12 protein-coding genes are annotated in these 15595 nt (G+C 49.3%); 11 read left to right on the forward strand and 1 reads right to left on the reverse strand.

The features are described 5' to 3' along the window. Positions 1-98 precede the first annotated feature (98 nt). The 5 genes from HGH90_RS09705 (at position 99) to rpiA (ending at position 5706) form a co-directional block, all read left to right on the forward strand. A complete protein-coding gene (locus HGH90_RS09705) occupies positions 99-1022 on the forward strand; it encodes a dihydrodipicolinate synthase family protein (RefSeq protein WP_169190968.1) in 924 nt (307 codons plus the stop codon). Next, on the forward strand, positions 1019-2608 hold the full coding sequence (locus HGH90_RS09710; protein ID WP_168764185.1) for an aldehyde dehydrogenase (NADP(+)): 1590 nt from the start codon (positions 1019-1021) through the stop codon (positions 2606-2608). The genes HGH90_RS09705 and HGH90_RS09710 overlap by 4 nt, the downstream gene beginning before the upstream one ends. A 12-nt stretch (positions 2609-2620) precedes the next feature. Then, entirely contained in the window at positions 2621-3622 is a 1002-nt protein-coding gene (locus HGH90_RS09715) for a 4-hydroxyproline epimerase (protein WP_168764184.1), read from the forward strand. Positions 3623-3635: 13 nt separating this feature from the next. Then, the gene (locus HGH90_RS09720; RefSeq protein WP_169190969.1) at positions 3636-4880 is read left to right on the forward strand and encodes an NAD(P)/FAD-dependent oxidoreductase; all 1245 of its coding nucleotides are present in this window, start codon (positions 3636-3638) and stop codon (positions 4878-4880) included. A gap of 124 nt (positions 4881-5004) precedes the next feature. Next, complete coding sequence (gene rpiA / locus HGH90_RS09725; protein WP_169190970.1) at positions 5005-5706, forward strand: ribose-5-phosphate isomerase RpiA; 702 nt, start codon at positions 5005-5007, stop codon at positions 5704-5706. On the opposite strand, the gene HGH90_RS09730 is transcribed toward rpiA, so the two are convergent. After that, positions 5672-6955 carry an MFS transporter gene (locus HGH90_RS09730; RefSeq protein ID WP_169190971.1) on the reverse strand — a complete coding sequence of 428 codons (1284 nt, stop codon included), beginning with the start codon at positions 6953-6955 and terminating at the stop codon, positions 5672-5674. The two genes, rpiA and HGH90_RS09730, sit on opposite strands and share 35 nt — an antisense overlap. A 258-nt stretch (positions 6956-7213) precedes the next feature. Between HGH90_RS09730 and HGH90_RS09735 the strand changes: the two genes are divergently transcribed. The 6 genes from HGH90_RS09735 to HGH90_RS09760 all read left to right on the forward strand — a co-directional run bounded on the left by HGH90_RS09735 (position 7214) and on the right by HGH90_RS09760 (position 15588). After that, on the forward strand, positions 7214-7405 hold the full coding sequence (locus HGH90_RS09735) for a cold-shock protein (RefSeq protein ID WP_079472790.1): 192 nt from the start codon (positions 7214-7216) through the stop codon (positions 7403-7405). A 191-nt stretch (positions 7406-7596) separates the two neighbouring features. Next, complete coding sequence (locus HGH90_RS32090; RefSeq protein WP_169190972.1) at positions 7597-9837, forward strand: helix-turn-helix domain-containing protein; 2241 nt, start codon at positions 7597-7599, stop codon at positions 9835-9837. A gap of 275 nt (positions 9838-10112) precedes the next feature. Beyond that, a complete protein-coding gene (locus HGH90_RS32095; protein WP_169190973.1) occupies positions 10113-10868 on the forward strand; it encodes a (Fe-S)-binding protein in 756 nt (251 codons plus the stop codon). After that, the gene (locus tag HGH90_RS09750) at positions 10849-12228 is read left to right on the forward strand and encodes a lactate utilization protein B (protein ID WP_168764178.1); all 1380 of its coding nucleotides are present in this window, start codon (positions 10849-10851) and stop codon (positions 12226-12228) included. The genes HGH90_RS32095 and HGH90_RS09750 overlap by 20 nt, the downstream gene beginning before the upstream one ends. Further along, the gene (locus HGH90_RS09755) at positions 12225-12794 is read left to right on the forward strand and encodes a lactate utilization protein C (protein ID WP_169190974.1); all 570 of its coding nucleotides are present in this window, start codon (positions 12225-12227) and stop codon (positions 12792-12794) included. The genes HGH90_RS09750 and HGH90_RS09755 overlap by 4 nt, the downstream gene beginning before the upstream one ends. Before the next feature lie 982 nt (positions 12795-13776). Beyond that, the gene (locus tag HGH90_RS09760) at positions 13777-15588 is read left to right on the forward strand and encodes a polysaccharide biosynthesis protein (RefSeq protein WP_248276990.1); all 1812 of its coding nucleotides are present in this window, start codon (positions 13777-13779) and stop codon (positions 15586-15588) included. Positions 15589-15595 lie beyond the last annotated feature (7 nt).

The raw sequence follows: 15595 nt of genomic DNA on the forward strand, positions 1-15595 counted from the left end.
TTTTTTAGGTTAAAATTTGCGCATAATTGATTAATTACAGTAGCATACTGTCGGGTAGCACCTTCTATTTTTGTTGACATAAAAAAACAGATAGGAAAATGGCACAAGTTAACTGGCAAGGCGTATTTCCCGCATTGCTCACCCCCTTCACTGCTGATGATCATATTGACTATGATATGTTCGACAAAAACCTGCAAGCTCAGGTAGATGCAGGCGTAAATGGTATTATTCTGGGCGGCTCACTGGGAGAAGCCAGTAGTTTGCAGAACGACGAAAAGTATGCGCTGGTAAGACATGCCGTCGCTTTTCTCGCTGGAAAAATACCTGTGATCATGAATATTGCAGAGCAAACCACCACAGCGGCGGTTGCTTGCGCTAAGGCAGCCGAAGAAGCCGGTGCTGCTGGTTTGATGTTGCTACCGCCTATGCGCTATAAGGCAGATGACAACGAAACCGTTGCATATTTTCTGGCAGTAGCCAATAGCACACATTTACCCATTATGATCTACAATAATCCGATCGATTATAAGATTATGGTGACGCTCGACATGTTTGAGCAATTGGCAAAAGCACCCAACATCCAGGCAGTAAAAGAATCTACCAGGGATACTACCAATGTAACCCGTATGATCAACCGTTTTGGCGACCGCTTCAGTATCCTCTGCGGCGTAGATACCCTGGCGCTGGAATGTATGCTGATCGGGGCCAATGGCTGGGTAGCCGGACTGGTGGATGCTTTCCCCCGTGAAACAGTAGCTATCTACCGACTTGCTAAAGCCGGACGTATCGCAGAAGCGCTGGCTATTTACCGCTGGTTTATGCCGCTGCTGGAACTGGATATTGTTCCAAAGCTGGTACAATACATCAAAATGGCCGCTGCAGCTACCGGTATTGGCACCACCCATGTAAGGGCGCCACGCCTGCTGCCACAGGGCGCTGAAAAAGCATATGCGGAAAATGTGATTGCCACCGCATTGGCTAACCGCCCTGCACTGCCCGACTATTTAAAACTCCCTGCATGATTAGTGGAAAAAATATAATTGGTTTTGACACTGTCGCCGCCGGGGCCGACGTACTTCGTGCATACAGCCCCGTTAGTAATGCTACCATGCCGGAAGCATTCATGGTGGCTACCAACGCGGAAATAGCGCTGGCAGTAGACAAAGCGACCAACGCTTTTCAAATCTACCGCCAGACTTCCCCGGAAGCACGGGCGGTATTCCTGGAGGCGATTGCCACCGAAATACTGGCTATCGGCGATCCGCTCCTGGAAAGAACAGTGGCAGAATCCGGACTGCCACTGGCCCGGATCTCCGGTGAGCGCATGCGCACCGTGTCCCAACTCCGCCTCTTCGCCGCCGTGTTACGGGAAGGCTCCTGGGTAGATGCTACTATCGATGTGGCGCTGCCAGACCGTACCCCGCTACCGCGACCGGATATACGAAAAATGCTGGTGCCCCTGGGCCCGGTGCTGGTATTTCCTGCCAGCAATTTTCCGCTGGCATTTTCTACCGCAGGAGGCGACACCGCCTCGGCCCTGGCCGCAGGTAATCCTGTCATCGTAAAGGCCCATGAATCGCATCCCGGCACCAACGAACTGGTAGCCCTGGCCATACAGAAAGCTGCACAGCAATGCGGTATGCCAGATGGCGTATTTTCCAGTATCAGCGGCCCCGGCGCTACGGTAGGACAACAACTCGTAAAACATCCCGGCATCAAAGCCATCGGCTTTACCGGCTCATTTAAAGCCGGCATGGCTATTTTTGAGGCAGCCAATAAAAGACCAGTGCCCATCCCGGTATATGCGGAAATGGGAAGTATCAATCCAGTACTGCTGCTGCCCGCTAAGCTGGAAGCGGCGGCCAGCGACGTGGCTGTTCTGTATGCCCGGTCTATCACACTGGGAACAGGTCAGTTCTGCACCAATCCCGGCTTACTCATTGCGCTGGCCGGCGCTGCTACAGCGCAATTTACGGCTACCCTGCAGCAGGAGCTGAGCACCACTGCTGCAGGCACCATGCTGAACCCCGGTATCTGTCATCATTATTACGAAACCAGGGACCAGCTGGCAGGCAGGAAAGGCGTACAAACGCTTTTTGCCGGCCCGGCTGAAACGGCGCAAACAAAAGGTGCGCCAGCACTGTACCAGGTAAGTGCCCGCGATTTTATCAATGATCCGCAATTGCAGCAGGAAGTATTTGGGCCGTCATCTTTATTGGTGATATGCGATGATGCCACGGAATTGTCAGCACTGCTGCAATCACTGCACGGGCAACTCACCGGCACGGTGATGGCTACTGCAGAAGATTTGCAGTCTTTTGCACCGGCAATTGCTATCTTGCAGGAAAAGGTAGGCAGGATCATTTTTAATAATGTACCTACCGGTGTGGAAGTGGGCTATGCCATGCAACACGGAGGACCGTTTCCCGCTACTACCGATGTAAAAAGTACCTCGGTGGGCGCATCGGCGATCCTGCGTTTTGCCCGCCCGTTATGCTTGCAGGACTGCCCGCAGTCGCTGCTGCCCGATGCCCTGAAAGATAACAACCCTTTAGGTATCTGGCGTCGCATAGAGGGACAATTAACGAAAGATGCTGTTAGATCATAACCAGGAGAATTTATGTCAGCCAAAACATTTTTTTGTATAGATGCACACACCTGCGGCAACCCGGTAAGACTGGTTGCCGGAGGCGGGCCCTTATTGAAAGGGAACAACATGATGGAGAAACGTCTCCATTTTTTGGAAGAATTCGACTGGATTCGTAAGGGACTGATGTTTGAACCCAGGGGTCATGACATGATGAGCGGAAGCATCCTGTATCCGCCCACCGATGCCGCCAACGATATCGGCGTGTTGTATATCGAAACCAGCGGCTGCCTGCCCATGTGCGGGCATGGCACCATTGGTACGGTCACTATCGCCATCGAACAGGGGCTCATTACCCCTAAAGTTCCGGGTCAGCTCCGCCTGGAAACGCCAGCAGGACTGGTATTGGTCAGCTACATACAGGAGGGCGCTAAAGTGAAATCCGTAAAGCTCACCAACGTAAAGTCTTTCCTCGCCGCAGAAAACCTGGAAGTACTGTGTCCTGACTTGGGCATGTTACGGGTAGATGTGGCCTACGGCGGTAACTTCTATGCCATCGTAGATCCGCAGGAAAATTTCCGGGGACTGGAAAACTACACCGCCGATCAGCTTATTTCCTGGAGCCGGGTATTACGGCAAAGGTTAAACGAAAATTACCGCTTTGTACACCCGGAAAATGAACACATCAAAGGGTTAAGCCATTTGCTGTGGACCGGCGCTACCATCAGCCCGGAAGCCACGGCGCGTAATGCGGTGTTTTACGGCGATAAAGCCATTGACCGCTCTCCCTGTGGTACGGGTACCTCCGCGAGGATGGCCCAGTGGCACGCCAAAGGAAAGTTGAAGAAAGGCGATCGCTTTATTCATGAAAGCATTATCGGTTCCCAGTTCATCGGTACTATTGAAGATGAAACCACCATGGCCGGCTTGCCGGCCATCGTACCTGGTATTGAAGGCTGGGCCAAGGTAACAGGCTATAACACTATTATCCTGGACGACGATGACCCGTACGTACACGGTTTCCAGGTGATCTAATATTTTTAAGCATATGAAAGCAATCGTCATTGGTGGCGGTATTATTGGCCTTTGCAGCGCTTACTATTTGGAGGAAAGCGGCTGGGAGGTTACGATATTGGATAAAGGAGATTTTAGTGATAACTGCTCCTATGGCAACATGGGAATGATCGTGCCCAGTCACTTTGTGCCGCTGGCGGCGCCGGGCATTGTATCACAGGGTATCCGCTGGATGTTTAACAGCAAAAGCCCTTTTTATGTAAAACCTTCTTTGAGCCAGCAGCTGATCAGCTGGGGGCTTAAGTTCATGAAAAGCGCCAATGCCAGGCATGTAACGGAGTCCGCTTTACCCTTGCGGGATATCAACCTTTTCAGCCGTTCTTTATACAGTACCCTGGCGCAGCAAGACGGATTTAATTTCGGGCTGGAGCGGAAAGGGATTATCATGTATTATAAAACGGACGCCGTAGCGGAAGAAGAAGCACACCTGGCAAAGCAGGCCAACAATATGGGCCTGGATGCAGCAGTGCTGGATAAAGCGGCGCTTCAGGCGCTGGAACCCCAGGTACAGCTGGATGTGCTGGGAGGCGTGCATTACCGCTGCGATGGACATCTATATCCCAATGACCTGATGCAGCAGCTGATTACCTACCTGAAACAACGTGGGGTGCGGTTTTTGACAAATAGTGAAGTCACTGCCATCAAATCTTCCGGAAAAAAAATAACCTCAGTACAAACCGGACAAGATACTCACACGGCCGATTTGTTTGTACTGGCTACCGGCTCCTGGTCGCCCGCAGTGGCCCGGATGGCTGGCGTAAAAGTAGCCATGATGCCAGGTAAGGGGTATTCCGTTACCCTGAATGCTCCTTCGGTAAATCTGAATATCCCGGCCATTCTCTGTGAAGCCCGGGTAGCGTTAACGCCTATGGGCAACCGTTTACGCTACGGCGGCACCATGGAAGTGGCGCCGGTAAACGACCAGGTAAACATGAATCGCGTGGCAGGTATCGTTGACTCCGTTCAACATTATTTTTCCAATCTCCCCATTAGTATGCCCGAAAAAAGCAGCGTATGGAGCGGTTGCAGGCCCTGTTCACCGGATGGACTGCCCTACATTGGCTATGCACCTCAGTATAGCAACCTGTTGCTGGGCACCGGCCATGCCATGATGGGCTTAAGCCTGGGCCCCGCCACAGGCAAGCTGATAGCAGAACTGGCCAATAACGAAAGCACCAGTATTGACCTGGCTGCCTTCTCGCCGGCGAGATGGAGCTGAGGAGCGGAAAGCAAAAAGCAAAAAGCTATTGCAGCGAGTGATTATAGCGGGTAATTATCCGCATTGGTCATCCGCTGCAATAGCTTTTTGCTTTTTGCTTTCTGCTTTAAGTTATCTTTGAGTCATGCAAACGAACATTGGTAAAAAAGCAGCCGGCGAAAAGGCCGCCGGGTATATCAAACCTGGGATGACCGTTGGTTTGGGCACAGGCAGTACTGCCTATTATACTATTCTTCGTATAGGCGAACTCGTAAGAGAGGGCCTGGATATAAAAGCAGTGGCAACGTCTGCGCAATCAGAGGAATTAGCCCGGGAGCAGGGTATTCCTTTAGTTGATTTTGACCAGGTAGACGGTATTGATATAGATATCGACGGGGCCGACGAAGCCGATGCACAGCTGCAGCTGATCAAAGGGGGAGGAGGGGCATTGCTCCGGGAAAAGATTATTGCGGCCGCATCAAAAGAGATGGTAGTCGTAATAGACGAGCAAAAACTGGTGAAGCACCTGGGAAAATTTCCATTGCCGGTAGAAGTGGCCACCTTCGCGTGGGAACTTACTTTCCGGCAGCTGGTGGCGATGGGTGCTCACCCGGTGCTGCGGATGAAAGATAACCAGCGTTTCCTGACCGACAATGGGAACTACATACTGGATTGCCATTACCAGAAAATCCATAACGCAGCAGCCTTGCAGGCTCAGCTGAACAATGTGCCAGGCGTAGTGGAAAATGGCTTATTCCTGCACTACGCCACCCGCCTGGTTATAGGTGCAGCAGATGGCAGTGTCAGGGAAATTACGCATCCTTATCCAGCAAAGACGTCTTTTTAGTATCGCGGGACGTAATATATACCAGTAACGAAATAAAGACACAGGCGGTCACGTACCAGTAGTACATCGATTCATGCCCCTCTTTTTTAAAGTATAGGGCGATGGATTCTGCTGTGCCCCCAAAAAGCGCTACCGTCAGCGCGTAGGGAAATCCAACTCCAAGGGCCCGGATTTCTGCGGGGAACATCTCTGCTTTTACCACGGCATTGATGGAAGTATAGCCGGTCACAATCACCAATGCGGCCAGGATCAGCCAGAAAGCGGCCCATTCGGAGCTGGTTTGGCTGATGGCTGTGAGGATAGGCACCGTAAACAGCGTGCCGAGCAGGCCAAAGCCCATTAGCAGCGGTTTCCGGCCGTAGATGTCTGAAATCCAGCCAAATACAGGTTGTAAACAGGCAAATATCAACATCAGGAAGAAAGTGATGGTGGTGGCTTTTTCTATGCTCAGGTGCACCGTGTTTACAAGGAATTTCTGCATGTAGGTGGTATAAGTGTAAAACGCCAGTGTACCGCCCATAGTGAGACCTACCACGGTGAGCACTGCCCTGGGATGCTCTGTAAATAGGCGTTTCAGGGAACCTTTATCCTTTTCATTCCTGATTTTTTCAAAAGAAGAAGATTCCTGCATATGCCGGCGCAGGTAAAGCGCGAAAAAAGCGAGGGCTGCCCCAATTGCAAAAGGGATACGCCATCCCCATTCCTGCAGCTGTGCCGGTGTCAAAAATACCTTTTGCAGCAACATTTGCACGCCCAGGGCTATTAATTGTCCCCCGATCAGGGTCACATACTGAAAACTGGAATAAAAGCCACGCAACTCCGGCGTGGCTACTTCACTTAAATAAGTGGCAGAGGTGCCATATTCGCCTCCTACGCTCAATCCTTGCAGTAACCGTGCTACCAGCAGCAATGCTGGCGCAGCCAGGCCAATGGCGCGGTAGGAAGGCGTAAATGCGATGAGCAGGGAACCCAGTGACATCATCAGCACCGATAGCGTCATAGACGCCTTCCGCCCGCTTTTATCGGCAATCCGGCCAAATAGCCAGCCGCCTATAGGGCGCATCAGGAAGCCTACTGCGAAAATAGCCGCCGTATTCAGCAACTGGGCTGTGTAACTGCCCTTAGGAAAGAAAACAGGCGCAAAATAAAGGGAAAAAGTGGCGTAAATGTACCAGTCGTACCATTCTACCAAGTTGCCCGCCGACCCGGTTAAGATGGCTTTTATGCGCCAAGCGTCAGGATGTTTCATATATGAGGCAAAAATATACTTTAATGTGGAATCTGCGCCGGCAGCCCTTGTAAGAACAAAAAGTTTAAAATAAATTAGGGTTGTATTCAATAAAACACCTATCTTCGTTCCGCTTCTTAAAGATAATGTATTTCAATTCTGTTGGTAGATCACCTCTCACATTCAGCTTTTTTTTACAGTTTTTCTTCTAGTCGCCCAGGTAGCCGCCTGCTGTAAAGTAAATGGCGAGAACACGTTCACAATTAAATATTAAATATAATGCAAACAGGTGTAGTAAAATTTTTTAATGAAGCTAAAGGTTTTGGATTCATTAAAATCGAAGGTTCAGGACAAGAAATTTTTGTTCACGTATCTGGTATCAAAGAAAGCATCGGCGAAAATGACCGCGTAGTATTCGACGTGGAAGAAGGCAGAAAAGGCCCGAATGCTGTTAACGTAAGACTGGCATAATTTATTTTATAATAGTTTTTGTCGACCGTCCTGGCTTTGCCAGGACGGTTTTTTTATGCGCTTCAATCTAATTTTCGTTTATTCGTTGCCGTTACTACCCGTTGACGAAATGAGCGACCCTGCCCACACCGTTCATTTAACGCGCTTTTCGCCGGATTTTCTGTACATTTGCCTTTTCAATTTAAACAGAAATGCCCCAACCGGATCATACAAATACCATCTTTCACCTGGCGGCAGATTTCATAAATCATACTCACCGCCATATCTTCCTGACCGGTAAAGCCGGAACAGGGAAAACTACGTTTCTCAAGTATATTAGAGAACATACCCGCAAGAATACAGTAGTTGTGGCGCCCACAGGAGTGGCTGCCATCAATGCCGGCGGCGTTACCATGCACTCCTTTTTCCAGCTGCCTTTCGGACCATTCATCCCCGGCACAAAAAGAGGATTTGGCATGGATGAAATCAGCAGCACCGACAAACATAGCCTGTTTCGCAATATCCGTTTCACCAACGATAAAAAGGTACTGCTGCAGGAAATGGAATTGCTCATCATCGACGAGGTGAGTATGGTACGCTGCGATATGCTGGATGCCATAGATGTGATACTCCGCCATTTCCGCAATAAACCCCTGTTGCCCTTCGGCGGCGTACAGGTATTGTTTATTGGCGACCTGTATCAGCTGCCCCCGGTGGTACCCGATGCGGAGTGGCGGCTTCTCTCGGAATATTATAACAGCACCTTCTTCTTTGCTTCCAAGGTAATTGAACAGGCGCCGCCGCTTTACATAGAACTGAAAAAAATATACCGGCAAAATGAACAACTCTTTATCGATGTGCTCAACCGGGTACGTAATAACGAAGTATTACATGAAGACCTGCAGCTGCTGAATGAACGCTATCAGCCTCATTTTACGGGAGAAGATGAAGAATACATCGTACTCACCACCCATAACAGGAAGGCCGATGAAATCAATGCCCGCCGCCTGGCCGACATGCCGGGAAAAGTATATCGCTTCGAAGGCAAAATAGAAGGCGATTTCAGTGATAAAGCCCTGCCCACCGAGCTATTGCTGCAACTAAAAGTAGGCGCCCAGGTAATGTTCCTGAAAAACGACCTCGCCCAGCCCCGCCGCTACTACAATGGCAAGATAGCCACGGTAAAGGAAATCGACGATGATGAAATAGTACTGGTGCTGGCAGGCTCCCATGAAGAACTTAAACTGGGCAAAGAAACCTGGAGAAATATCCGCTATTCCTACAATGCGGAAGAAAATAGCATCGAAGAAGAAGAGATAGGCAGCTTCACCCAGTTTCCTATTCGCCTGGCCTGGGCTATTACCATCCATAAAAGCCAGGGGCTTACCTTTGAACGGGCCATTATCGACGCAGGCTACGCCTTCGCACCCGGACAGGTATATGTGGCCCTGAGCCGCTGTACCTCGCTGGAGGGACTGGTACTACATTCCCGTATTGGTCATGGTAGCATCAAAACAGACCGCCAGGTGATCGAGTTTGCTGAAAAGGAAAACGAGCCTAATGAACTGGTGGTACTGCTGGAAATGGAGCGCAAGAAATTCCAGGCTACCTCCCTGTTACAGCTATTTGACTGGTATCGCATGCAGGCAACGGTACGCACCCATGCCGTATGGATCCAGGATAAGAAGGTCCCCGACTTCGATGCCGCTCTTACCCTGAGCCGGCAGCTGTCCACTAAAGTGGATCAGCAACAGGAAGTAGCCGCCAAATTCGTTTTGCAACTACACCAGCTGCTGGATACCGCTGTACAAACAGGGGAAATGGAACAGCTGCAGCAACGGGTCAACAAAGCCATCGGGTATTTTACCCAGAGCATTTATGAAGACCTGATAGCGCCGCTACAGGCGCATATCACCGCCGTTAAAAAGGCGAAATCCAAGAAATACCTGCTGCAACTGATGGCCCTGGAAGCTGATTTCTGGAATAAACTGCGCCATGTCTGGGAAGTGTCTTATGCCGACCTGGTATTTACCACCGGATTAAAAGATTATACCCGCCTGCGCGACGCGGAGGCCGCCGCAGCTGCGGCGCCCATCACTGCTGCCAAAGAAAAGGCCGCTAAAGGTAAGGTAGAGAAAGGAAGCAGCCGCAGGGGCACGCTGGAACTCTACCTGGCTGGCAAGTCGATCGCAGATATTGCCACTGCCCGGCAGTTGGCCATCGGCACCATCGAAAGCCACCTGGCCCAATGTATCGAAGCAGGAGAAATGGAAATCGGCCGCTTCGTATCCGAGAAAACGATGCGCCTTATCCTGAAACATATCGGAGAGCTGGGCGCTACCGCCGCCGGCCCTATCAAGGAACGGGTGGGAGATGCCGCCAGCTTCGCGGAAATACGCGTGGTACAGTGGTATCTCAAGAAGAAACAAGAGGAGCAAATAATGAATGGGTAAGCAGAAAGCATAAAGTAGAAAGCAAAAAGCTATTGTAGCGGATGACTGATGAGGGTAATATTCGCCCAGGTTGTTACTCGCTACAATAGCTTTTTGCTTTCTGCTTTAGGCCTTCCGCTCTACAGCAGGATGGACCGGGTTGGCAACACCAATCCGGTTCTTTATTTTGTACCAGTGAAAAATAAGTCAGTAACCGGTAAAAAAGAGGTAGGATTACTATTACGTTGCCCGCTAAATTTGCAGGGTCAGCAATGATCATTTAAATTACTTTACCCGTGAAAGTAGGATTATTTATACCATGTTATATTGACCAGTTCTACCCGCAGGTAGGTATTGCCACCCTGCAGCTGTTACAGAAACTGGGATGTGAAGTGGACTTCCCGCAGGGGCAAACCTGCTGCGGGCAACCCATGGCTAATTCAGGATATGAGCACCTGACGCACCAGTGCAATAGCCTGTTCATCAAAAACTTTGCTGACTACGATTATATTGTAGGCCCTTCGGGCAGCTGTGTGCTCCATATCAAGGATCACCTGCATGATCCGGTGGCGGAACCGCAGGCAGAGAAAATACGCCAACGCATATACGAACTCACCGAATTCCTGACCGATGTGCTGAAGGTAACCTCGTTGCCGGCCAGGTTTCCCTGTAAAGTAGGACTGCACCAGAGCTGCCATGGACAGCGTGGCCTTGGCCTGGCGCAGATGAGCGAGCTGGTGGCCGCGCCTTTCTCCAAACCGGAGCAGTTACTGCGTATGGTAGCAGGAGTAGAGCTGGTACCGCTGGACAGAACAGATGAATGCTGCGGCTTTGGCGGTACTTTTTGCGTAGCCGAAGAAGCTGTGTCAGTAAAAATGGGAAAAGACCGTGTAGCCGACCACGTTAAACATGGCGCAGAAGTCATTACCGGAACGGATGTTAGTTGTCTCATGCACATGGAAGGTATTTTACGCCGGCAGCAGGCCGGCGTGAAAGTGATGCATATTGCTGAAATACTCAATCAATACACAGATGAACAGGCAAACAGCTGATCACGCCACACTGGCCGACAAGTTCAATGAGAACGAACCCCGGGTAAACTGGCATGACCAGACCCTGTGGTGGGTGCGCGCCAAGCGCGATCGCATGGCATGGACCATCCCGGAATGGGAGCAGTTGAGAGATACTGCTTCCCGTATCAAGCTCAATGCGCTGGGCAACCTGCATGATTACCTGCTGCAGTTTGAACAACAGGCTCAGCAGAACGGCGCCATTGTACACTGGGCGGCGGATGCGGCAGAACATAACCGTATCGTGACGGACATCCTCCAAAAGCATGGGGTGAAGCGTATGGTGAAGAGTAAATCCATGCTCACAGAGGAATGCCACCTGAATCCGCACCTGGAAGCCAACGGTATTGAAGTGATTGATACAGACCTGGGCGAAAGGATTGTGCAGTTGGCCAAAGAGCCGCCCAGCCATATCGTATTACCCTGTATTCATAAAAAGAAAGAAGAAATCGGCGAGTTGTTTCATGAACACCTGGGTACTCCCGCCGGCAATGCCGATCCGCAATTCCTCACAGCGGCCGCCCGCCTGCATCTCCGCAAAGAGTTTCTCCAGGCCGATGCCGCTATTACTGGTGTAAATTTCGCCGTAGCCGAAACAGGAGAGATGGTGGTATGCACCAATGAAGGTAATGCCGACATGGGAGCACACCTGGCTAATGTACATATCGCCTGTATGGGCATAGAAAAAATAATCCCGCAGCGTAAGCACCTGGGTGTTTTCCTGCGCCTCCTGGCACGCAGCGCCACCGGGCAACCCATTACCACCTACTCCAGTCATTTCCGGAAGCCCCGCGAAGGGCAGGAGCTGCATATTGTGCTGGTAGATAATGGCCGTTCCCGGCAATTGGGACGGGAAGACTTCCGCAATTCACTTAAATGTATCCGTTGCGGCGCCTGCATGAATACCTGCCCCGTATACCGGCGTAGTGGAGGACATAGCTATCACAATGCCGTAGCGGGTCCTATTGGCGCTATCCTGGCGCCTAACCTGGATATGAAGGATTATGCCGACCTGCCTTTTGCGTCAACGCTCTGCGGATCCTGTTCCAATGTATGCCCTGTGAAAATAGATATTCACCAACAGTTGTACAAGTGGCGGCAGGTATTGGTAAAAGAAGGCTATACCAGCCCGGCTAAGACCGCTGGCATGAAAGTGATGACGGGTGTATTATCGGCTCCCGGAGTCTATAAAACTGCTGGTAAAATGGGCCGCTGGGTAATGCGTGCATTTCCAGGGATGGTGAACAACCGGATGAATCCCTGGTATAAACAACGGGAAATGCCAGCGCCGCCGGCACAATCATTTTCTGAATGGTATAAGAAAAATAAAAAGTCAACATGAGCAGCAGGGAAAAAATATTAGCCGCCATAAAACAACATCAGCCGGAAGCGTCCGCTCTTCCTTCGCTGACCGGTTTATCCGGTGATATGCCCGGTACACTGGAGGCTTACCGTAAAGTGCTGGAAGGATTAGGCGGTGTGCTGTTCGAAATAAAAGCCGAAAGCGAAATACCCGCTATACTGGCGCAACAGTACCCTGGTTTACAGCGGGTAATCACTGCCAGCGATATACAACGGGTGTGGGCCAACGAAGATCCTCATCTCCTGGAGGATGTGGATATGGCGATTGTGCCGGGACAATGGGGAGTGGCAGAAAATGGCGCCATCTGGGTTACCGAACAGGATATACATGCGCGGGTATTGCCCTTTATTTGTCAGCACTTGGCTATTGTATTACCACGTGAACGGTTATTGCCTACTATGCACGAGGCCTACGAACAGATTGGAGCCCCTCAGTCCGGTTTCGGCGTCTTTATTGCCGGACCTTCCAAAACCGCTGATATAGAACAATCCCTTGTGCTGGGAGCACACGGGGCTAAAAGCCTGGTGGTATTTGTCATCGGATAAATTACGTAGGTGCTACCCGTTAGGTGCATGATCATATAAATTACGTATATACTGCTGCGTTAGCAGGTATAGAACGGCCTCACCGGTTAAACGGTGGGGCCGTGCTGTTAGTCAGGTGTCCTGATAGATGTATAATATAAATATTTTAGTAAATTTTTAAAGACAGCATTATTTGTTTAAATAGTTCGTTAACTTTAGATCATAAAAATAAATAAATTGTCAAAGTTGGTATGGTGTTTGTTCCTTGTGCGGGCATTGTAAAGTAGTCATTGACGCAGATTTTTTTGACCATATCGTATAGCCATATTTTTTAGTAACTGCGTTAACCAGAAAATTGAAAGACCATGTATCATCACTTAGCAAACACTTTAGAGCTGTCAAAGAGAAGCAAATTATCAAATAAGCAGCAGCTACTCCGTCACCAGGGTAGCAAATCAGGTAAAATTTCTGTAGTTATAGGTCATATGAATAGCAGATGTTGCTGATCTGATCTGTATTCGTGTATACGTCAGGGTTATTTCTGTATTGTGCGTACAGGTAGCGTTTGAACGAATAATCCTTCCGATACGGTGTTGTCATAATCGCTTGTCAAAGCCGGTTCGGATTCCTTATGCACTGTCGTTTTATCAAAAGATAGAGCTGTTGAAAATTTTTTTTCACACTTTACTTTTTGATAACAGAAGTTATCAAATTTAGTAGTTACTTTGTGATAACTTTGAAAACCGATAGTTTATAATCATTTATTTTCGTTCTGACATTAACTGAAAGCGCCCTTATGAAAACCTTGAAAAACCTGCGCGAATGTAGTTAGTCAGCCGAGCATATTTATATTTAATAACCATATCTTATTATTGAACCTATGGTGCGTAGTTCATCGTGGATTACCCCGTCATGGCTAATTCTTTTGTTAGACCTCGGGTGTTCCGTTATCGCAATTAATATCGCATTCCTCCTCCGGCTTAATTTTGATCTTGAGGCTTTAATGGCATATGCAACGGTAAAAACCGCCGCGATTGTGTTGGGTGTAAACCTGTGCTTGTCGCTCTTGTTGCGGACTTATCGCGGCATTGTAAGATATACGAGCCTGGCGGATATTGGCCGTATTGCCGGACTGAATATTACCAGTTGCCTGATATTGTTTACGATAGGTTACAGCCGCTTACCGGATGCGGAAATGAATGTCTTCCCTATATCCGTTATCCTGATTAATTTCTTTGTTAGTTCCTTCCTGTTATTGTCTTACCGGCTACTGGCAAAATGGATATTCCGGTATTATAAAAAAATTCTGCGGCGCAACCGTACCCGCGCAGCTATTTATTATACCGGGCATTCCAGTATGATGTTGCGTAAAGCCATCAGTGATGACCCGGCGGCCGATATCCGGATCACCGCATTCCTGGCAGATACCAACTCACATGCCGGCAAATCCATAGAAGGGCTTCCGGTATATGCTTCCCGGAAGGGGCAACTCTTTAAAATGGTAAAGGAAGGAAACATCTCCTTACTGCTTATTCCTAACGATCACCTGGATCCAGCTCACCTGAATGAACTGGTAGAAGAGTGCATGGCATTAAACATCCGGGTGCAAAAAATTATTCCCGTGAGCCAGTGGACAGAAGGTGCCAGCAACAGCATAGAGCTGAAAGACATTAATATTGAAGACCTGCTCGAAAGGTCTGTTATCAACATTAAGAATGAACAGCTGAATAAAGACCTCAAAGGGAAGAGCATATTGGTAACCGGCGCTGCAGGCTCTATAGGCAGCGAAATAGTACGGCAGCTGTTGAATTATAAACCATCCGTTATTGTCCTATGCGATAAAGCCGAATCACCCCTGCATGAACTGGAGCTGGAAATTGCAGAGAAATCAGGTGGCATACAGGTGATTCCATATATTGGTAATGTATGCGACCGGATCAGGATGCAGCAGCTGTTCGATATCTATGCGCCTGCCGTGGTGTACCATGCTGCTGCATACAAACATGTTCCGATGATGGAGAAAAACCCATCTATTGCGGTGATGAACAATGTGCTCGGGACGAAGATCGTAGCGGAATTGTCGGTCGATTATGGGGTGGAAAAATTTGTAATGGTATCCACCGACAAGGCGGTAAATCCCACCAACGTGATGGGCGCCTCCAAACGCATCGCGGAAATCTTCACGCAATCTTTCAGTAACTATCTCAGTGAAAAATACCAGAAGATGGGCCCTATTTACGGCGCACCTCCTACCCGTTTTATCACCACCCGCTTCGGAAACGTACTGGGCTCAAATGGTTCAGTAATTCCCCGGTTTAAACAACAGTTGGAAAAAGGCGGCCCTTTAACCGTTACGCACCCGGAAATCACCCGCTATTTCATGACCATCCCTGAAGCCTGCCAGCTGGTACTGGAAGCAGGTTCTATGGGACAAGGGGGAGAGATATTCGTTTTTGACATGGGCCAACCCATGAAGATTGCAGAGCTGGCCCGTAAAATGATACGGATGACCGGTAAAGAACCCGGAAGAGACGTCCAGATCATTTATACCGGCCTGCGCCCGGGAGAGAAGCTCTATGAAGAGCTGCTGAATAATGCAGAAAATACATTGCCTACATACCACGAAAAAATTATGATCGCCAAAGTAAGAGCATCTGATTTTACAGAAGTGAACGAGCAGGTGAACCAATTGATAGAATCTGCCAGGAAGCATTATCTCACGCCAACAGTGGCCAGGATGAAGCAGCTGGTACCAGAGTTTATCAGTAAAAACTCTGCCTACGAAGAACTTGATAAGGGAAAAATGATTATCTAATCACGCC

This window comes from Chitinophaga sp. Ak27, from assembly GCF_012726295.1.
Taxonomy (GTDB): Bacteria; Bacteroidota; Bacteroidia; order Chitinophagales; family Chitinophagaceae; genus Chitinophaga.